The 20,424-nt window shown below is 41.9% G+C and carries 15 protein-coding genes; 10 read left to right on the top strand and 5 right to left on the bottom strand.

The window, feature by feature from the left end:
- Positions 1-20: 20 nt before the first annotated feature.
- Positions 21-791 (bottom strand): FxDxF family PEP-CTERM protein, encoded by a 771-nt coding sequence (locus tag PSU78_RS07720; RefSeq protein WP_300386710.1) that lies wholly within the window; start codon positions 789-791, stop codon positions 21-23.
- A 404-nt stretch (positions 792-1,195) separates the two neighbouring features.
- On the opposite strand from PSU78_RS07720, the gene PSU78_RS07715 reads away from it, so the two are divergent.
- A complete protein-coding gene (locus PSU78_RS07715) occupies positions 1,196-1,930 on the top strand; it encodes a PEP-CTERM sorting domain-containing protein (RefSeq protein ID WP_300386707.1) in 735 nt (244 codons plus the stop codon).
- Positions 1,931-2,011: 81 nt separating this feature from the next.
- Here the strand turns inward: PSU78_RS07715 and polA are convergent, their stop codons facing one another.
- A complete protein-coding gene (gene polA, locus PSU78_RS07710) occupies positions 2,012-4,798 on the bottom strand; it encodes a DNA polymerase I (protein ID WP_300386704.1) in 2,787 nt (928 codons plus the stop codon).
- Positions 4,799-4,982: 184 nt separating this feature from the next.
- On the opposite strand from polA, the gene PSU78_RS07705 reads away from it, so the two are divergent.
- The 4 genes from PSU78_RS07705 (at position 4,983) to PSU78_RS07690 (ending at position 7,987) form a co-directional block, all read left to right on the top strand.
- Positions 4,983-5,711 (top strand): TIGR00730 family Rossman fold protein, encoded by a 729-nt coding sequence (locus tag PSU78_RS07705; RefSeq protein WP_300386701.1) that lies wholly within the window; start codon positions 4,983-4,985, stop codon positions 5,709-5,711.
- 81 nt (positions 5,712-5,792) lie between these two features.
- Positions 5,793-6,173 carry a DUF2782 domain-containing protein gene (locus PSU78_RS07700; protein WP_300386698.1) on the top strand — a complete coding sequence of 127 codons (381 nt, stop codon included), beginning with the start codon at positions 5,793-5,795 and terminating at the stop codon, positions 6,171-6,173.
- 102 nt (positions 6,174-6,275) lie between these two features.
- Complete coding sequence (gene thrB / locus PSU78_RS07695; protein ID WP_300386694.1) at positions 6,276-7,238, top strand: homoserine kinase; 963 nt, start codon at positions 6,276-6,278, stop codon at positions 7,236-7,238.
- Positions 7,239-7,249: 11 nt separating this feature from the next.
- On the top strand, positions 7,250-7,987 hold the full coding sequence (locus PSU78_RS07690; RefSeq protein ID WP_300386691.1) for a BPSS1780 family membrane protein: 738 nt from the start codon (positions 7,250-7,252) through the stop codon (positions 7,985-7,987).
- 37 nt (positions 7,988-8,024) lie between these two features.
- Here the strand turns inward: PSU78_RS07690 and uvrD are convergent, their stop codons facing one another.
- Positions 8,025-10,223, bottom strand: coding sequence for a DNA helicase II (gene uvrD / locus PSU78_RS07685; protein WP_300386688.1), 2,199 nt, complete (start codon positions 10,221-10,223; stop codon positions 8,025-8,027).
- Between the two features lie 365 nt (positions 10,224-10,588).
- On the opposite strand from uvrD, the gene PSU78_RS07680 reads away from it, so the two are divergent.
- A complete protein-coding gene (locus PSU78_RS07680) occupies positions 10,589-14,536 on the top strand; it encodes an EAL domain-containing protein (RefSeq protein ID WP_300386685.1) in 3,948 nt (1,315 codons plus the stop codon).
- Between the two features lie 165 nt (positions 14,537-14,701).
- Here PSU78_RS07680 and groL read toward each other — a convergent pair whose 3' ends face one another.
- Together groL and PSU78_RS07670 are read right to left on the bottom strand one after the other, a co-directional pair.
- Positions 14,702-16,345, bottom strand: coding sequence for a chaperonin GroEL (gene groL, locus PSU78_RS07675; RefSeq protein WP_300386682.1), 1,644 nt, complete (start codon positions 16,343-16,345; stop codon positions 14,702-14,704).
- Positions 16,346-16,459: 114 nt separating this feature from the next.
- Complete coding sequence (locus tag PSU78_RS07670; protein WP_300386679.1) at positions 16,460-16,750, bottom strand: co-chaperone GroES; 291 nt, start codon at positions 16,748-16,750, stop codon at positions 16,460-16,462.
- 280 nt (positions 16,751-17,030) lie between these two features.
- Here PSU78_RS07670 and PSU78_RS07665 point away from each other — a divergent pair, with 280 nt between their 5' ends.
- The 4 genes from PSU78_RS07665 (at position 17,031) to PSU78_RS07650 (ending at position 20,336) form a co-directional block, all read left to right on the top strand.
- Positions 17,031-17,591: a hypothetical protein gene (locus PSU78_RS07665; RefSeq protein ID WP_300386675.1), complete on the top strand. Its 561-nt coding sequence runs from the start codon at positions 17,031-17,033 to the stop codon at positions 17,589-17,591.
- 11 nt (positions 17,592-17,602) lie between these two features.
- Positions 17,603-18,661 (top strand): aldo/keto reductase, encoded by a 1,059-nt coding sequence (locus PSU78_RS07660; protein ID WP_300386672.1) that lies wholly within the window; start codon positions 17,603-17,605, stop codon positions 18,659-18,661.
- Positions 18,662-18,715: 54 nt separating this feature from the next.
- Complete coding sequence (locus PSU78_RS07655) at positions 18,716-19,057, top strand: zinc ribbon domain-containing protein YjdM (RefSeq protein ID WP_300386669.1); 342 nt, start codon at positions 18,716-18,718, stop codon at positions 19,055-19,057.
- 148 nt (positions 19,058-19,205) lie between these two features.
- On the top strand, positions 19,206-20,336 hold the full coding sequence (locus tag PSU78_RS07650; RefSeq protein ID WP_300386666.1) for a phospholipase A: 1,131 nt from the start codon (positions 19,206-19,208) through the stop codon (positions 20,334-20,336).
- Positions 20,337-20,424: the final 88 nt, after the last annotated feature.

Raw genomic sequence — 20,424 nt, 5'->3', positions numbered from 1 at the left:
TGAAATTATTGTATGTGGTTTTAAGCTTTGGTGCGGCGACGAGCCACAAACCCCATCAAACCAAGACCAGATAGCAACATGGCATAGGTGTCAGGTTCAGGCACTGGTGTGACAGATAAGCTGACGTTGTCGATACCTAGCTGCATTTGTCCCTCATTTGTCACGCTAGAAAAACGAAGTGTGTAAGATCCGCCAGCTGCAAGCGTGTTAGATAAATTGAATGAATAGCTTAGGTAAGGATTAGCAATATCACCACCAATCACACTGTTACCGTTTGAACCGCCCAAATACAAACTTTGCAAAATGTCGGCACTGTTAGTTGAAAATACGTTAGCACCAGCACTTAACAAATCAACACGTACATGTTGGTTTGAGTCAAAACTACCGCCTGTGGTGTAATCAAGCCCAGAAGCATTGATTTGCGTACCGTTGGTACTTTGATTATTAACAAACATTTGGAATGTTAGCGTTGCAGCGCTGACTGCGCCCGTACTAAACGTTTGATATAAAGCTTGGTTGCTTGGTGCAGCAGAGTCTAGCAAGCCATAATAATTGCCACTGGCGGCACCTACGGTGTTGCGACCACTTGCATCAGTCACTGTATCGTTTTCTACTAAAACGGAACCTAAAATTCCGTCTTCAGCCGTGTTCCATGAGTTGATGCTATACACATCAGCGCCTTGTGTCTCAAAGCCACCATTTTGTATCAGCTCAGCAGATACTGAAGGTAATGAAACCACACTTAAACCTACCAGCATTAAAGCTGCAGGAATTTTCTTAATCTTAATCATAAATTCTCCAAACGCACTTATTGAATAAATGCCGTCACATTAAATATCTACATATAACAAAGTGCGATACAAGTAATCGTGAGCGACATAGAGCTATCAGCAGTGCTTATGATGCATGCCATAAATGACAGAGAAATTAATTAGCCGTATATTTTTATAGTTCTTTTGGCGGATGGGTGAGGTTTAGATTTGTCATATTTGGTTTTACTAAATTGAATAACTTAACAATTGAATGTATTCATTTGTAGTTGAATGATTGCCGTTATTAAGTAACAAGTTTATCGGGTACTACTCCCAAATTGGGGATTGTTTTTAGGATAGGTGATATTTAATATTCAGCTTAATGTCTTTGCTAAAAGACGATTCAATTTTACTTTTAAGTAGTTTATTTTAAGGGATATAACATGAAAAAACTTCTGTTCATCGCGCTACTAGGCAGTTCATTTAGTGCAAATGCCGCCGTGACTACTTACTTCGGGGAAGATTTAGGTTTAGGTGAAGGCATCAAATTAGCTTCAACTCCCAATTCAAATGCAACTCAGGCTAATTTCTTATCATCACTCATCAATCCAGGCGTTGAGAACTTTGAGGCTTTTACTGATGGTACGACTAATCCAGCAGTTAACTTTGTTGGGGCTAGTGTTACCGCAACATTATCTGGAGGCAGCGTGATGAGCACTGCAAATGGAGTAACCAATGGCGCAGGTCGTTATGGAGTTTCTGGTGACCCTGATGGTAATGGTGTTGATAGTTACTACGAGACTAGAGGTGAGTTAAGTTTAACCTTTAGTAATCCAGTTGCCGCATTCGGTTTCTATGGCGTAGATATAGGTGACTTTAATGGTCAAGTAACGCTAACAACAAGTGGTGGATTAAACCAGTTTTTTAATGTTGGAAACACTTTAAATGGTTTGGGCGGTAGCGTGTTGTTCTGGGGCATAGTTTCTGACGCAGATACCTTTACCAGCATTACATTTGGCAATACTTCTAATGGAAATGATGCTTTCGTATTTGATAATTTCACTGTTGGCTCATTAGAGCAAGTTAAATCACCTGTCCCAGAACCAGAAACTTATGCCATGTTCTTAGCTGGATTGGGTTTTATGGGCTATATGGCTCGCCGTAGAAAAGACAGTTAGGTCTAGTTTAAGTCTAGGTTTGATGGCCAACAATAGGAGCTTCTGCTCCTATTTTTTTAAAAATATTTAGTATTGATTATATCAATGTGCAGCTTCCCAGTTACTACCTACACCCACCTCCGCTAACAAAGGCACATCTAACTTAGCCACACTTTGCATTAATTCTGGCAGTTTTTGTTTTACCAGTTCCAGTTCAATATCGGGCACTTCTAGCACCAATTCATCGTGTACTTGCATGATGAGTTTTGTTGCGAGTTTTTCGTCTTGTAGCCATTTGGCTACGGCAATCATTGCTAGTTTAATCAAGTCAGCCGCAGTGCCTTGCATCGGTGCATTGATGGCTGCGCGTTCTGCGCCAGCTCTTCTCATGCCGTTAGGGCTATTGATTTCTGGTACCCATAACCTTCGGCCGAAGTAGGTTTCTACATAGCCTTTTTGTTTGGCGATTTCTCGGGTGTTTTGCATGTATTCACGCACACCTGGGTAACGGGCGAAGTAGCGTTCAATATAGCTCGCTGCGGCGTCGCGTTCTATGTTGAGATTTTGCGCTAAACCGAATGCGCTCATGCCGTAAATTAAACCAAAGTTAATGACTTTGGCGTAACGGCGCTGTTCGCTGTCTACACTTTCGCGCTCTACGCCAAAGATTTCAGCCGCGGTGGCGCGGTGAATATCTTCATTATTAGCAAAGGCGGCTAGCATGCCTTCATCTTTTGATAAATGCGCCATGATGCGTAGCTCTATTTGTGAGTAATCGGCAGAAACAATATGCGAGCCGCTTGGTGCGATAAAAGCTTCACGAATACGACGACCTTCTGCTGAGCGCACAGGGATGTTTTGCAAGTTAGGGTCTGAGCTTGCCAATCTGCCAGTAATTGCCACCGCTTGGTTATAGCTGGTATGCACGCGGCCTGTTTGCGCATTAATCATTTTTGGCAGTTTATCTGTGTAGGTGGATTTGAGTTTTGCCAAACCGCGATACTCTAATAATACTTTAGGCAGTGGATGATCTAAGGCGAGCTCTTGCAATACGTCTTCATCAGTGCTTGGTGCGCCAGATGGCGTTTTTTTGGTCGGCTTAATGCCAAGTTTATCAAACAAAATCTCTTGTAGTTGTTTAGGTGAACCTAAGTTGAATGGCTGCCCAGCCAGTTCATAAGCTTGGTTTTCCAGTGCCACTAGTTTCGCGCCAATTTCATTGCTTTGAATATTCAGCATGTCTCGGTCAATCAACACACCGTTGCGTTCTATGGTGAATAGAATCTGCGAGCTTGGCATTTCAATTTGGCTATAAATAAAGTCTAGCTTGGCGTCATTGCTGATTTGTGGATACATTGCTTGGTGTAGTTGCAGCGTAATGTCGGCATCTTCTGCGGCGTATTCGCTGGCAACTTCTACCGTCACTTGGTTAAACGTGACTTGTTTTGCGCCTTTGCCTGCCACTTCTTCAAATGAAATGGTTTGTATGCCTAAGTGGCGTTCAGCTAGCGCATCCATGCCATGTGTTTTGTGCGATTCAAACACATAAGATTCCAACATGGTGTCATGCGTAATGCCATTAAGCGCAATGCCATGATTAGCTAACACGTGTTGGTCATACTTAAAGTTTTGCCCGACTTTTTTAATGGCTGGGTTTTCTAAAATAGGTTTAATTTTTGCTAGAGTTTCAGCAAAATTTAATTGTTCTGGCGCATCAAAGTAATCATGTTTTAGCGGCAAATAAGCCGCGCTACCCGCTTCTACACTGAATGACATGCCAACAATTTTTGCCGTCATTGGGTCTAGCGAGGTGGTTTCGGTATCGAAACACATCAATTCTGCGGCTTGCAATTTTGACAACCAAGCATCGAGTTGTTCATTGGTTAAAATAGTCTCAAAGTTGCGGCTGGTGTTCGCTGTAAATTGCGTCACTGCAAACATATCCGCAGTTTGAGCCGGTTGAATTTGTGAGCTTGGAAACTTTACGGGCGTATTGGTTGAAGTAGGAACAGGTGCGTTATCCTGCATATTTTCCAGTTCACGGCGCCAACTTTTAAATTCAAAACGGTCAAATAGCTCAGCTAGTTTGGCTTTGTCTATGGCTTGTGGAGCGAGGTCGCTTAAGTTCTCTTGTATGCCTACGTCACAACGGATGGTAATCAGCTCGCGTGCAGTCGGCAACCAATCTAATGCAGCGCGCAGATTTTCACCCACTTTGCCTGTGATTTTATCGGCGTTGGCGACAATATTATCTAATGAGCCATATTCTTTTAGCCATTTAACCGCGGTTTTTGGCCCAACTTTGTCGACGCCAGGCACGTTGTCTGAGGTGTCGCCAATCAGCACTAGGTAATCAACCATTAAGCCAGGCGGAATGCCGAATTTATTTTCTACGCCAGCAATATCCAGCACGTCATCGGTACGTCTAAACGCGTCGCGCATGGTGTTCACAACAGTGATATGTTCATTCACCAACTGTGAAATATCTTTATCACCCGTGGAAATAATTGTCCTAATGCCTTCGCGCTCGGCTTGCTTTGCCAACGCACCAATCACGTCATCGGCTTCTACGCCAGATTCTACAATAAGCGGCCAACCCATGGCTTTAATCGCTTCATGCAGAGGCTCAATTTGCAGACGTAAATCGTCTGGCATACTGGCTCGATTCGCTTTATATTCTGCATAAATATCATCACGGAACGTTTTGCCTTTGGCATCAAAAACGCAGGCGCTATAATCGCTAGGATAATCTTTATGTAAACGGCGCAACATGTTGAGCACACCTTGTATCGCCCCTGTGGGTTCATTTTGGCTATTTCTTAAGTCAGGCATAGCGTGAAAAGCACGATACAGGTAAGATGAACCGTCAACTAATAACAAAGTTTTCATATAAAATCCAGAGGTTGTCGTGATGCGTTGTTGCGCTATATTTTTACTTGATGTTTTAAAGCCGTTTGCATAATAAACCATATGCGGCTCGTCTTAAAAAAATTTTGCGCCTAGCCTCACTTAAACCTTTGAATTTTAAAGGTAAAAATAAAACATAAGAAGGCTAAATTAAGAGAATTAAATTATGTCGTTTACAAAAAAAATTCCAAAACTTGCTGACCCAGACGTGCGTGGGCAACATCAAACTGGCCATGAGTCATGGCATGCATTCGAGATTATGGCAGAATTCGTGGATGCCACGGAGCGCCTGAAAGAAATTACCCCAGCGGTTTCTATTTTTGGTAGCGCACGCACGCCAGTTGACCATCCTTATTACAAGCTTACTGAAGAAATCGCACGATTATTAAGTGATGCGGGATTCAGTGTGATTTCGGGTGGTGGCCCTGGCATTATGGAGGCCGCTAACAAAGGTGCATTTGCAGGAAAATCGCCGAGCATAGGGCTAAATATTGAGTTGCCTCATGAGCAAACGGGCAATCCTTATCAAGATATTAGTCAGAATTTTAAGCATTTTTTCATGCGTAAAGTCATGTTTGTTAAATATGCCAGTGCTTATGTGGTGATGCCAGGCGGTTTTGGTACGCTGGATGAAGTGATGGAGGCGATTACCTTGGTGCAGACTGGTAAAAGCTTGAAAATGCCGATTATCTTAGTAGGTGAAGCATTTTGGCGTGGCTTGGTAGAATGGGTTAAAACCACTTTAGTCGATGAAAAAATGATTTCGGCAGATGACCTAGATTTAATTCAAGTGATTGATGAGCCAAAAGCCGTTGTTGAAGCGATATTCAAACATTATGAAACACGTGGATTTAAGTTGTCTGTAGATGAAGAACGCGTACAGCTTTATTTATAGCAAATGCATTATATTGGTGTGTAATTTGCTAAAATCAGAAAATCAGGTTTCGATTCAATTTTAAAGAATAGGTGTCACACCATGCGTAAGATCTCTAAGAGTATTATCTGGAAAAATATAGCACTTTTGCTAGCGCTTGGTGTGGCGCAACTGCCTTTAATGGCTGCTGCGGAAACACCTAAAGCTAAAACGCCACCTGCTGACTTGCAACCGTTAGAAGACATTCCACCACCTGCCATGAGTAGTGATGAAAATGCCGACGAACCACAAGTCACCATTATCAAGAAAAAAGGTGAGACGATTGAGGAGTATCGCATCAACGGTCAGCTTTATATGATGAAAGTTACACCAGCACATGGGGTGCCTTATTACATGCACAAAGAAGACCAAAATGGTGGTTGGGTGAACGATGGCCCAAGCCAGCCTATGAGTATTCCTAAGTGGACGATTTTTAGGTTTTAATAAAACAAAAATGTATTAAATAAAGAGGGTATATCGCCCTCTTTATTTATTTAACATTCCCAAGACTAGTTACCCATTAATCACTTTATAACACTCTAATCTATGTCAGTATTTACCTCGGTCAGCATTCCACAATTACAAACTTGGTTGCAAGATTACGCGATAGGCGAACTTGTAGAACTAAAAGGTATTTCATCTGGCATTACTAACACTAATTACTTCGTCACGACTCAACATAATGGCAACCAGAGTAAGTTTGTACTGACCTTGTTTGAACACAATGCCTTAGAAGAGCTGCCATATTTTATTGATTTAATGAGCCATCTTGCAGCACACGGTATACCTTGCCCTAAGCCAATTGCAGACAAAGCAGGTGCTAGTTTGCACATGCTAAACGGTAAACCTGCCGCTTTAATTAGTTGCTTGAATGGGCAAGATATTGAAACACCAAATGTAATGCAATGCGGCGCTGTGGGTTCGGTATTGGCAAAAATGCATATTGCCGGACAATCTTTTGAAGCGGAATTTCCGCAACACGATAGTCATAATCAGCGTGGGTTGGATTGGCGTGTTAACGCCGCTACTCAAGTGTTGCCGCATTTATCAACGGCAGATCAGCAATTATTAAATGAGACTTTAGCATTTCAAGCGGAGTTTGATACTACACTGTTACCAATGGGCGTTATTCATGCGGATTTGTTCCGAGATAATGTGTTGTTCGAGGGCAATGAAATTGGCGGATTGATTGATTTTTATTATGCCTGCCACGATGTGCTTGCTTACGATTTAGCGATTGCTGTGAATGATTGGTGTGTGAATGCCGATGGTAGTTTAGATGCATCTAGGCTAGACGCTATGTTCAATGCTTACCAAGCGGTTAGGCCATTTACTTCAGCCGAACATATTGCATGGTCAGCCTTGCTACGCATTGCTGCTTTACGTTTTTGGTTGTCACGTTTGTATGATCAAATCTATCCGCAAGCGGGTGAGTTGACGCATGCAAAAGACCCTAACCATTTTCAAAGAATCCTGAAATTACGCACTAGTTTAGCTGAGTCAATTTAGAGAAAAATATCATGACCGAGAACTCAATCAATACCTCTTTAGAAAGCCGTCAGGTACCCGCAGGCAATGCTTGGGCTTGGATTGTGAGCGGCTTTAATTTATTTAAAGCTAACCCAGTGATGTGGATTGTGATTTTGCTGATTTATTTAGCAATCATTATTCCCATCTCACTCATCCCCGTGATTGGCTCTGTGGTCAGCACCTTATTAGCCCCTGTCTTTGCCGCAGGCATGATGTGGGGTTGTAAAGCACTCGTTCTAAAACAAGATTTAGAAATCAACCATTTATTTGAAGGTTTTAAGAAAAATACCGCGCAACTCATTTCAGTAGGCGGTATTTACATGCTGAGCCTGCTAATGATTATGGTGATGGTGGTTTTAACTCTGGATAAAGACACCATTGAGTTGTTAATGAAAGGACAAGAAGTTAGCCCAGCGCAAGCCAACGCCATGGTGTTGCCGATGTTAACCGCTATGCTTTTTATACTGCCGATATTAATGGCTTACTGGTATGCACCAGTACTGATTGGATTACACAATCTTAAAGTATTAGAAGCGATGAAGTTGAGCTTTATTGCTTGTCTAAAAAATATGCTGCCGTTTTTATTATACGGTTTGATTTTTATGCTGATATTAGTGGTGGCGATTATTCCATTTGGCTTAGGGTTAGTCGTTGCTATACCCGTGATGATGACCAGTTTGTATACTAGTTACGTGGATGTTTTTAACATCACAGAAACAGCAGATTAGCACACACCACTTAAATTAAGTGGCGTGTTGATTAGTTCTAAATCGGAGTGAGTTTAGCAAACTCCAGCGCTAACCATTTCAAACCTTCACGGCCAAAGTTTACCTGTACACGCATGTCGTTGGCGTTGCCTTCGTAACTTACTACCACACCATTTCCAAACTTAGTATGTGCAACTTGCTGGCCGATTTTCCACGGCATGGCGTTTTTCTGGGTACTGCTTTGTTGCTTACTCATCATGGCTGGCAGCTCGCTGTAGTCACGGTTACTGCCAGACCTAGCGGCAGGTTTGCTGTTTAAACGTTTGAGTAGTTCTTCTGGGATTTCATCTAAAAAGCGCGATGGAATGCCGTAGCGCACTTTGCCATGCAACATGCGGCTTTGCGCGTGGCTTAAGTACAGTCGCTGTCTAGCGCGGGTGACGGCTACATACATCAAGCGGCGCTCTTCTTCTAAGCCAGCATTCTCAAACAAACTCTGCTCATGCGGGCATAAGCCTTCTTCTAGACCACTAATAAATACAGCTTTAAACTCAAGGCCTTTCGAGGCGTGTACCGTCATCAACTGTAAAGCTTCACGGCCCACGTCTGCTTGGTGTTCACCAGCTTCTAAGCTGGCGTGGCTTAAAAATTGTGTTAGTAAGTCTTGATCAGTTTCGCCATCCACATTGTTGTGGTTGCCAAAATCTTTGTTGGTAAACGACACAGCCGCTGTCACCAACTCTTTCAAGTTTTCTATGCGGTCTTCACCTTCTTTGTCATTTTCATAATGGGCGGTTAGGCCAGACATAGTGATGGCTAACTCAGTCAGTTCACGCAGGCTAATGCCATAAGCATTGTCTACCATTTGTCTAATCAGGGCGACAAAGCCTTCAATGCCTTTAGCACCAAGTTTACCGTTGCCAACCTTGTTAATCGCCGCTTGCCAGATACTACAGTTTTCTGCGCGAGCTACTTCTTGTAACTGCTCTAGACTACGTGCACCGATGCCGCGTGTGGGAAAGTTAATGACGCGTAATAATGCCGTGTCATCATTTGCATTGGCAATTAAGCGCATATAAGCGAGCGCATGTTTAATTTCGGCGCGTTCAAAGAAGCGTAAGCCACCATACACGCGATAAGGCAAGTTAGCGTTAAACAGCGCTTGCTCCAAGATGCGTGATTGGGCGTTCGAGCGATAGAGCAGGGCGATTTCGCCTAATGACGTGCCTTCGCAATGTAGCATTTTAATTTCATCAACAATGAATTGCGCTTCATCAGTGTCATTATAAGCATCGTACACACGTACAGGTTCGCCTGCGCCTGCGCTCGTCCATAGGTTTTTACCTAGGCGATTATTGTTGTGCGAAATAATCGCATTGGCGGCATCTAGAATGTTGCTATGAGAGCGATAGTTTTCTTCTAGCTTTACTACATTCTGTACTTTGAAATCCCTCTCAAAATCGCGCATATTGCCTACGCGTGCGCCACGAAAACCATAGATGGATTGGTCATCATCACCTACTGCGAACATGCAATTGTCTTCACCCGCGAGCAGTTTAAGCCACAAATATTGTAGGCGGTTAGTATCTTGAAACTCATCGACCAATATGTATTTAAAACGGCTTTGGTAATGGCCGCGGATATTAGCGTCGCGCTCCAATAGCTCGTAACAACGTAATAGAAGTTCTGCAAAGTCAGCCACGCCATCGCGTTGGCATTGCTTGTCGTATTCATCAAAAATCTCGCGCATCTTGGTAGAGTGCGGATCGTAAGCCTCTACTGCATGCGCGCGTAGACCTTCGTCTTTGCAGCCATTGATAAAGTTTTGCACTTGCTTAGGCGGAAACTTTTCATCATCGACATTCATGAGTTTCATCAAGCGCTTAATCACAGATAATTGGTCTGCAATATCTAAAATCTGAAAGCTTGCAGGTAAACCAGCTTCGCGATGGTGAGCGCGCAATAAGCGATTACAAAGTCCGTGGAATGTGCCAACCCACATACCACGCGTATTGATTGGCAATGATGCCGTAATACGTGTGAGCATCTCTTTAGCGGCTTTATTGGTAAATGTCACGGCTAATAAACCCGTAGGCGAAACTTGTCCAGTTTGAATCAACCATGCGATACGCGCTGTGAGAACGCGTGTTTTGCCGCTCCCTGCGCCCGCTAAAATCAACGCAGATTGTTGCGGCAGGGTAACAGCTTCTAGTTGCTTATTATTAAGGCCAGTGAGTAATGTAGATTCGGTTTCCATGGTGATATTATCGCATGGGATGAGTTAAAATTTAGGAAGTAATCTGCTTACAAATCGATACAAAAAGTTACAAAAAATCGAGAACTAAAGCCAAATACGCTCTGTCTGAACTTACATGATGGCTGAATTAGTTTTTAGTCACCTTTCCGCTTCTTTCCTCCCTGAGCGGAAGCCTTAGCTAATAGGGCATTTTGCCCCGACTCTAACCCCTTTGAGTCGGGGCTTTTTTTTGCTGCCTTTTAGATATTTTCTCAAAACTCATTCTACAAATAAGCCAATAAAACTAAAGTTAATTAGCCCTTTGTTTGATTGGGCTTTGGATATTATATTAGTTTACGATGGGTAAATTATAAAAGGGGTTTGCTTTGCTAAAACCAGAAAATTCTGTGAATGAGTCAGCGCGACTTACAGCATTGGCACGTTATGAAGTACTGGACACAGTTAGCGAGCAAGAGTTCGATGATATTACGTTGCTCGCATCCCAAATATGTGAGGTGCCAATCGCTCTAATTTCTCTTGTTGATGGGGATAGGCAGTGGTTTAAAAGCCGTGTTGGCTTAGATGCTACTGAAACCCCACGAGACATTTCATTTTGTGGACACGCTATTCATGGAAATACCTTATTTGAAGTTTCAAATGCGCTTGATGATAGCCGGTTTGCAGATAACCCTTTAGTCAGTGGTGCCCCAGATATTCGTTTCTATGCAGGGATGCCCATTATCACTAGTGATGGTTTGGCGCTAGGCACTCTTTGTGTCATTGATAGTACCCCACATACCTTGTCTTCAAAGCAGCGCGATACTTTAGCCGTACTTGCGCGACAAGTCATGCGTTTACTTGAATCTAGAATAGCTTCAAAAAAAATACTACAGCTTTCTGAAGAGGTAAACCAAAAAGCTATTTTTAAGAGTGTGTTATTGGCTTCTGCGGCAGATAGCATTATTTCAACTACGCCTGATGGCGTTATTCTTACGTTTAACCAAGCGGCAGAGCGCTTGCTAGGTTATAAGCAAGAGGAGTTAGTGGGTCTTTACACACCAGCCATTTTTCACGATGCCGATGAGATAGTCGCTAAAGCGATTGAATTGAGTGTTGAGTTTAATGAAACGATAACACCAGGTTTTGAGGTGTTTGTTCATAAAGCTCGAAATGGAGTGGTAGATATCAATGAATGGACTTATGTCAATAAGCGTGGTGATAAAGTGTCTGTCAGGCTGGCAGTTTCTGCTATGCGAGATGAGCAAAATAATATTATTGGATATATTGGTATCGCTAGTGATATTAGTGAGCGTAAAAGTCAAGAGTATGCAATATTTACCGCTACAAGTCAGCTAGAAGCCTCTCTGGAGGCAATTCCTGATTTAGTATGGATGAAAAATATGGACGGTGTGTTTTTAAGATGTAATCGATCTTTTGAGCGCTTCTTAGGTAGCGACAAGCCCAATGTTATTGGCAAAACAGATTATGATTTTTTTGATAAAGAATCGGCAGATTTTTTTAGGTTGCACGATAGAAAAGCGGCAAATCAAGATTTCCCATTGATTACTGAAGAGTGGTTAACTTTTAATGATGGTTACTATGGCTTGTTTGAGGTCACTAAAACGGGCATTAAAGATAATGCAGGCAGTCTGATAGGTACGCTAGGTATTGCGCACGACATTACTGAACGTAAAAGCATTGAGTCAAAATTACGACGTCAGCGTGAGGCAATGCAGGCGCTTAATGATATTTCATCTCAAACAATACAAGTCGAATACGAAAAGCAATTAAGAGAGGCACTTGCTGTTGCTTGCAAGTATTTAGGGATGGAGTATGGAATATTAAGCAAAATTCAGGGTGAGAGTTGTTTCATTGATGTACAGGTTTCACCACCAGATACCATCTATGATGGCCTAGAATACCCTTTCGAAGATACTTATAGCTCACTGTTATTTCAAGCAGACGGCATTCTGTTTGTTGAACAGATGAAAAACTCTCGATATTCTAATCATCGATGCTATGCATTGATGGGCTTTGAATCCTTTATTGGTCTACCGCTTTTGTTAGATGGCAATCGGTATGGTTTGATATTACTTTCTAAACAAGCGCAGTTCAATAGTTTTGATGTCACTGTGATCGATTTCGTACATCTATTTTCACGCCTAGTAGTAAACCTTATCCGTCGTAATAATCTTTCTATACAAATTGCTAAGGGTAACGAACGATTAGATTTAGCGCTTCAAAGCGCTAGTCTAGGTTTGTGGGATCTAGACGTACCAACAGGTCAGACCTTTTATAACGCTCGTTGGGCCGAAATGTTAGGGTATGAATTATCTGAAATTGAACAGACATTGGATGCATTTGAGGGTTTACTGCATCCTGATGACAAAGCTGAAGTATTAGCTGCCTTGCAAGCGCATTTTAACGGTGAAACTTCAGACTTTTCATTGGAGTTTAGAATGCTGCACAAAGATGGTAGTTGGATTTGGGTTTACGATCACGGGCGAGTGATGGAGCGTAGTGCTGATGGTACTCCAATAAGAGTGCTCGGAACGCATATGGATATTTCAAAACGTAAGGCAACGGAGTTAATCGTTAACTCAAACGCCGAACTCTTACGAAGAACCAATAATATGGCAAAAGTGGGTGGATGGGAGTTTAATCTAGCGACCAGTAGTATCTACTGGTCTGAAGGTATCAAGCGCATTCATGAGGTAGATGATGATTATGTGCCAGAAATGAATAAGGCTATTGAATTTTATACACCAGAATCCAAACCAATTATTAGCTCAGCGGTGAATAGTGCGATTGAAAATGGCGTGTCTTGGGATTTAGAGCTGGAAATCATTACCGCAAAAAATAATCATAAATGGGTGAGGGCGCAAGGCAATGTTGAGTATGAAAATGCCAAAATTACGAGATTAGTTGGGGTATTTCAAGATATTACCCAGCAAAAGTTAGCGGACGATGCTATTAAAAAATTGGCTTTTTATGACGTGTTAACGCAGCTGCCTAATCGGAGGTTATTACTTGATCGACTAGATAGGGCCTTGCTCACTAGTGCAAGGAGCCTATGCTATGGTGCATTAGTATTTATAGATTTAGATAACTTTAAAACCTTAAATGATACGCTAGGTCATGATATGGGCGATGCATTGTTAAAGCAAGTTGCTACGCGACTTCAAGCTTGTTTAAGAGATTGTGATACGGTGGCCAGGTTCGGTGGTGACGAATTTGTCGTGATGCTTGACAATCTTGATACGGATTCTTATGAAGCCAAAAAACTGGTGGAAACTGTTGGTGCTAAGATAATTCAGGCACTTAATCAACCTTACGAGATAGTGCCACATGGCTATTACAGCACACCAAGCCTTGGAGCTACCATTTTTGTAGGTAAGAGTGATACGGTTGATGAAGCTTTGAAACGGGCGGATATCGCCATGTACCAAGCAAAATCTGCAGGTAGAAATTGTTTGCGATTTTTTGACCCAGAAATACAGGCAAACGCTGATACCAAGGCTATATTGGTTGATGCGCTACGCCATGGCATAGGTAATAATCAATTTGTATTGCATTACCAACCACAGGTAAATCGAACAGGTGTGCTGACTGGCGCAGAAGCCTTGGTTCGCTGGAATCATCCACAACAAGGTATGATTTCTCCGCTAGAGTTTATCCCACTGGCTGAAGAAATGGGTCTCATCTTACCTTTAGGAAAGTGGGTGCTAGAAACAGGCTGCAAACAACTCGTGACTTGGGCTGGGTCTGCAGAAACCGAACACTTGAATCTATCAATCAATGTGAGCGCAAGGCAATTTCATCAACCAGACTTTGTGGCACAAGTGTTAGACGTACTAAGTGTTACAAACGTAAATCCGCAGAGATTAAAACTAGAGCTTACGGAAAGTATGCTGGTGGATGACATGGACGACGTGATTTCTAAAATGACCTTGCTGCAAGCTGCAGGCATTAGATTCTCACTAGATGATTTTGGTACAGGATTTTCATCATTAAGTTATTTAAAACAGTTGCCGCTCTACCAATTGAAAATTGATAAATCTTTTGTGCAAGATGTATTGAGCGATCAAAATGATGCAGTGATTGCCCGCACTATTGTAGCGCTTGCAAGTAGTTTAGGGCTTTCAGTCATTGCCGAGGGGGTAGAGATTGAAGGGCAGCGAGAGTTTTTAGAAGGGATTGGTTGTTATGAGTATCAGGGTTATTTATTTAGTCGCCCACTCTCTATAGAGGATTTTGATGCTTATAGAAAAGCCTTACAAAAGATAGATATTGAGAGATTGTTGAAAAGTACAAGCTTGGTTGATGCAGACTAAGCCTAACTTAGGCTAATTTTGATTAATAGCTAGCAACATTTAAATTTATTTTTAAGACCGTATTTTTTGCGCAATAAAGCAAAAAGCCTCACGATCGTGAGGCTTTTTTACATTTTGTTATTGCATCAACTAAACTCGGCAAGTTGATGCAAAACCAAAAAATGCTTACATCATGCCACCCATGCCACCCATACCGCCCATGTCACCGCCGCCCATTGCTGGAGCGTCGTCTTTAGGTAATTCAGCCACCATGCAGTCTGTCGTTAGCATTAAGCCAGCCACTGAAGCAGCATTTTGCAATGCAGAACGAGTAACTTTAGTTGGATCTAAAATACCCATTTCAATCATATCGCCGTATGTTTCGTTAGCAGCGTTATAACCATAGTTGCCTTTACCTGCAGCAACGTTGTTTACCACGACTGATGGCTCAACACCTGCGTTTTGAGTGATTTGGCGTAATGGCTCTTCAACTGCGCGCAATACGATTTTGATACCAGCATCTTGGTCTAAGTTATCACCTTTAACCAAAGCAATCGCTGCACGTGCGCGAATTAATGCAACACCACCGCCAGCAACAATACCTTCTTCAACCGCTGCACGAGTTGCGTGTAGTGCATCTTCAACGCGCGCTTTTTTCTCTTTCATTTCGATTTCAGTAGTAGCACCCACTTTAATCACTGCAACACCGCCAGCTAATTTAGCTACGCGTTCTTGTAGTTTTTCACGATCGTAGTCGCTTGAAGCTTCGTCGATTTGTGTTTTGATTTGAGCGATACGTGCTTTGATGTTAGCTTCATTACCGGCGCCATCAATGATGATGGTATTTTCTTTGCCCACTTCAATGCGTTTAGCTTGACCTAAATTCTCAAGCGTTACATTTTCAAGTTTCAAGCCAACTTCTTCAGCAATCACTGTACCGCCAGTTAACATTGCAATATCTTCCAACATTGCTTTACGGCGATCACCGAAACCAGGCGCTTTAACTGCTGTTGTTTTCAAGATACCGCGAATGTTATTCACCACCAATGTTGCCAATGCTTCACCGTCAACGTCTTCAGCAATAATCAATAATGGACGGCCAGATTTAGCTACTTGCTCTAAAGTTGGTAATAAATCGCGGATGTTTGAGATTTTTTTGTCGTGTAATAATACGAATGGATTATCTAACAACGCAATTTGGCGCTCTTGGTTGTTAATGAAGTATGGTGACAAGTAGCCACGGTCAAACTGCATACCTTCAACTACGTCTAATTCGCTTTCTAGGCCAGAACCGTCTTCAACAGTAATTACGCCTTCTTTACCTACTTTGTCCATTGCATCTGCAATGATTTTACCAATAGTTTCATCAGAGTTTGCAGAGATAGAACCAACTTGCGCGATTTCTTTGCTAGTTGTACATGGTTTTGATTGCTCTTTTAAGTTTGCAATTGCTGCAGCAACCGCTTTATCGATACCACGTTTTAAATCCATTGGGTTCATACCGGCAGCAACAGATTTCATACCTTCACGGATGATTGCTTGTGCTAATACTGTAGCCGTTGTTGTACCGTCACCAGCGATGTCAGAAGTTTTTGAAGCCACTTCTTTTACCATCTGTGCGCCCATGTTTTCGAATTTGTCTTTTAGTTCGATTTCTTTCGCTACTGAAACACCATCTTTAGTAATCGTAGGAGCGCCGTATGAGCGCTCTAATACTACGTTACGGCCTTTAGGGCCCAAAGTAACTTTAACTGCGTTAGCTAAAATGTTCACGCCGTTTGTCATTTTTTGGCGAACTTCGTCACCAAATCTTACGTCTTTTGCTGCCATGTTAAATCTCCTAAAAATCTATTTAATTGTAGGTTGGGTTAGCGCAAAGCGCGTAACCCAACGATTGAGAGTTTGTCGGGTTACAGCCCATGGCCTAACCCAACCTACAAAAACTTAAGCCTCAACAATCGCCATAATGTCTTCTTCACGCATCACCAATAACTCTTCGCCATCAACTTTTACAGTTTGGCCAGCGTATTTGCCGAATAACACTTTATCGCCAACTTTAACGTCTAAAGCGATTACTTTACCGCTGTCATCACGTTTGCCAGAACCAATGGCTTGCACAATACCTTGATCAGGTTTTTCTGTAGCACTATCAGGAATCACAATGCCAGAAGCGGTTGTACGTTCTTCTTCTGAGCGTTTAACAATGACGCGATCGTGTAAAGGACGAATTTTCATAAGGTTCTCCAAAAATTAAATAACTAAAAATAAACATCACAATTAATTTATTAAAAATAACGCATTAAATTGTGAATTAAACTAATGTTGATCACACTAAAATATATTGCACATGGCTTGCATACCATGCAAAGCGATTGCGATTTTAGCACTCAAACAATGAGAGTGCTAGATGGTGTGTTGTTTATTGGGTTGGATTACAATATTTCAAGATTAAATATAGAAAAATTGCGATAAAAACCTTATGCTGTGACTTGTACTTAATATTTAAAGCAGGCCAATGTCACAAAACGAATCCGCGATTGAACAAATTAACTTAAGTTTTAATGAGCAAGAAGATAGACTGTTACTGAAAGTCGGTCTTGCTGATAAAACCGAGGTGGCCGTTTGGATTACGCGCCGTGTGTGTAAGGTGATGTGGAATTTGCTGCATGGCGTGGAGAATAGCACAATGCCAACTGCACCGCAATTTGCACTCCCTGCCATCGCAACACCTGATGCTAAGAAAGAGGCGATCGACAGCTTTTCACGCGAAGCCACTGAGCTGAAAGAAATCGAGAATCTAGACTTTAAATCTGAGTATCTTGTTGATCGTGAATCTCGCTCCGAAGTCCCCATGTTAGCTGCTCAATGCCTGATTGTTGGCATAGTTAACCTGCCTCCACAACTAGAGCTGCAATGCACAAACGGACAATCCGTTAAAATCGCACTTACTCCTCAACTTGTACATGCGGTTACCAATATGATGCAGTTAGCCACTCGCGAGGCGGGTTGGGATTTATTGATGACGGTTGATAATAGAGAAGTAAGCGTTATTTCATCACACCAAACGTTACATTAGGCGTATTAATCATGCAATATCGTCAATTAGGAAATTCGGATCTAAAAGTCTCTTCAGTCTGTTTAGGTACCATGACTTATGGTGACCAAAACACACAAGCAGAGGCACACGAGCAACTGGATTATGCTTTAGCACAGGGCATAAATTTTATAGATACGGCTGAAATGTATCCAGTGCCACCCAAAGCAGAAACCTTTACGCGCACAGAAACAATGATTGGTCATTGGCTTAAAAACCAAGCGCGCGATAAAATTATTTTAGGTAGCAAAGTCGCAGGGCGTAACCGTGGGCTAAGCTGGATACGCAATGGCGATGAATCTCTCACCAAAGCGAATATTCGCAGTGCTGTTCACGATTCATTAAAGCGCTTGCAGACTGATTATATTGACCTTTACCAATTGCATTGGCCAGAGCGCAATGTGCCATTATTCGGACAATATCAGTTTGACCCTACATTAGAGCTTGATGCGCAAAGCAATCAAAAAGACTGGGTGAGCATCCATACGCAATTAGAAATGCTAGCAGAGTTAATTGCTGAAGGGAAAATACGCGCCATTGGGCTTTCCAATGAACAGCCGTGGGGCATCATGGAGTTTCTGCGCATCAGCAAAGAATACAGCTTGCCACGCGTCGCTACCTTGCAGAATAGCTATCACTTAATGAATCGCACGATTGACTTTGGCATAAGCGAAATTTTGTATCGTGAAAATGTTAGTTTGCTAGCATATTCCCCGCTGGCTTTTGGGCATCTAACAGGTAAATACATTGATGACCCACAAGCTAAAGGTAGAGTCACTATGTTTTTGGGCTATGCGCAACGTTACAGTAAACCAAATGTTGTTGCCGCTAGTGCTGCTTATGCAAAATTGGCAAGTGATAACGGATTAACACCGACGCAATTAGCTTTAAGTTTTGTTATGCACCGTTGGAGTGTGACCAGTACCATTATTGGTGCGACCAGCATGGCGCAGTTGCAAGAAAATATAGGTGCTTGGGACACGACACTGTCGCCAGAAGTATTGCAAGAAATTGATAAACTGCATTTAGCGATGACAAATCCAGCACCTTAAATTTGCAGCAAGCTAAATTAGATTTTTAAAATGTTTGAATAGAAGAAAGTAATTATGAGCGCTTTACCAGCATGCCCAAAATGTAATTCAGAATACACCTATGAAGATGGCGATAATTACGTTTGCCCAGAATGTGCGCACGAGTGGCCAAAAAGTGCAGCAGTAGATGGTGCAGAGGAGTCAAAAGTCGTGCGTGATTCTAACGGTAATGTGCTGCAAGATGGCGATACCATCACCGTGATTAAAGACCTGAAAGTAAAAGGTTCATCATTGGTAGTTAAAGTGGGCACCAAAGTCAAAAATATCCGTCTTGTAGATGGCGACCATGATATTGATTGTAAAATTGACGGAATCGGTGCGATGAAATTGAAGTCCGAATTTGTTAAAAAAGCCTAAAGAGCTGGTTTTGCTTGTAAGATCCAAGGCATACGCAAAACGCAGTTTTGTAGTGCTGTATTAATCAAAGTATTAACGGAGTTTTTTATTCTCTTAGCTATTCAATAATAAATAATGCAACAACTTATTAATCATACGGATCACTTAGATGAAAAATGTTAAAAATAAAACTATGCGAGCGTTGTTGTTAGTTTTATGGATGCCTACCCTTGTATTTGCGCAAGAAGTTGTGACAGTAGAGCAAGCTTTAATCAAGTGTAAAAAACTTTACCCTAATGATTTTGAGGCAAAAAAACGCTTATCTTGCTTTGATAGTATCAACACACCTCAAGAAGTATTAGCAGAAGCTGCAAATACCCAAGCCAATAGCCCTGAGCAAGATAGCTCAATCAAATTAACCCCTGCCAGCAGCCCATCTATCGCCATTGAGAAATCTAGTCCTAAGTTAAGTTATTTGGAAAGAAAATGGCGGCTAACATCACAAGGTGACTGGAATGTAAGTGATTTTGAAACCTATAAATCTAATTACTTATTAATTACCAAAACTAACAACACGAATGATGTGCCTCAAACACCGACTCAGTTGAATAGTGTGGACAGAAATTTAGATGACAAAGACTTAAGTTTTCAGATTAGCTTGAAAACTGAAATGATGAGCAACATCCCCCTTATTCGTGACTTACCTTATGTCACCAGCTCAAGAATATGGGCGGCTTATACGCAGCAATCAAATTGGCAAGTGTTTGATTCAAAGGCATCAAGACCGTTGCGGGAGAATAATTATGAACCTGAAATAATGTTATCTTTGGGAATAGACAACGAGGTAAACGGAGATAAAAAACACTATATTCCAAGAATGCTGAATCTAGGTCTAGTGCATCAATCCAATGGACGCTCTAATCCTACCTCTAGAAGTTGGAATCGTGTCTATCTAGAGGGCGGTTGGGAGTTGACTGATCGTGTTTCACTTATGGTACGACCTTGGTGGCGAATCTCTGAGAGCAATGATGACAATCCTGATATTGAGAAGTATCTAGGTTATGGTGATATGTCTATCAGGTGGGAAGATGAAGTTCGCAAAAATGCGGCAACGTTGACGCTTAGGAATAATCTACGCAGCGATAATAAAGGTTATGCGCAATTAGACTTGCAAAGACAAGTATTCAATAACCCCTATTTAAAACTACATCTGATGGCTTCAACTGGCTACGGTGCAAGCTTACTGGATTACAACCACGACCAAACTATCTTAGGTATTGGCATTTCACTGGGCGAGTAAGCCAGTAGCCAAGATGGAATATATTAGAAAATTTTTTGGGGCTGTCCTAGATAACTAGCCCATATGTTTCTTAACCCATTGTTTTATT

Source organism: Methylotenera sp., assembly GCF_029945705.1.
In the GTDB taxonomy this organism is placed as follows: Bacteria; Pseudomonadota; Gammaproteobacteria; order Burkholderiales; family Methylophilaceae; genus Methylotenera.
The sequence above is the reverse complement of the archived record's forward strand: the minus strand, read 5'-3'. Positions and strand labels throughout refer to the sequence as shown.

Coding starts and splice junctions, on each gene's coding strand:
- PSU78_RS07720 (WP_300386710.1), bottom strand. CDS start 791: ATGATTAAGATTAAGAAAATTCCTGCAGCTTTAATGCTGGTAGGTTTA.
- PSU78_RS07715 (WP_300386707.1), top strand. CDS start 1,196: ATGAAAAAACTTCTGTTCATCGCGCTACTAGGCAGTTCATTTAGTGCA.
- polA (WP_300386704.1), bottom strand. CDS start 4,798: ATGAAAACTTTGTTATTAGTTGACGGTTCATCTTACCTGTATCGTGCT.
- PSU78_RS07705 (WP_300386701.1), top strand. CDS start 4,983: ATGTCGTTTACAAAAAAAATTCCAAAACTTGCTGACCCAGACGTGCGT.
- PSU78_RS07700 (WP_300386698.1), top strand. CDS start 5,793: ATGCGTAAGATCTCTAAGAGTATTATCTGGAAAAATATAGCACTTTTG.
- thrB (WP_300386694.1), top strand. CDS start 6,276: ATGTCAGTATTTACCTCGGTCAGCATTCCACAATTACAAACTTGGTTG.
- PSU78_RS07690 (WP_300386691.1), top strand. CDS start 7,250: ATGACCGAGAACTCAATCAATACCTCTTTAGAAAGCCGTCAGGTACCC.
- uvrD (WP_300386688.1), bottom strand. CDS start 10,223: ATGGAAACCGAATCTACATTACTCACTGGCCTTAATAATAAGCAACTA.
- groL (WP_300386682.1), bottom strand. CDS start 16,345: ATGGCAGCAAAAGACGTAAGATTTGGTGACGAAGTTCGCCAAAAAATG.
- PSU78_RS07670 (WP_300386679.1), bottom strand. CDS start 16,750: ATGAAAATTCGTCCTTTACACGATCGCGTCATTGTTAAACGCTCAGAA.
- PSU78_RS07665 (WP_300386675.1), top strand. CDS start 17,031: ATGTCACAAAACGAATCCGCGATTGAACAAATTAACTTAAGTTTTAAT.
- PSU78_RS07660 (WP_300386672.1), top strand. CDS start 17,603: ATGCAATATCGTCAATTAGGAAATTCGGATCTAAAAGTCTCTTCAGTC.
- PSU78_RS07655 (WP_300386669.1), top strand. CDS start 18,716: ATGAGCGCTTTACCAGCATGCCCAAAATGTAATTCAGAATACACCTAT.
- PSU78_RS07650 (WP_300386666.1), top strand. CDS start 19,206: ATGAAAAATGTTAAAAATAAAACTATGCGAGCGTTGTTGTTAGTTTTA.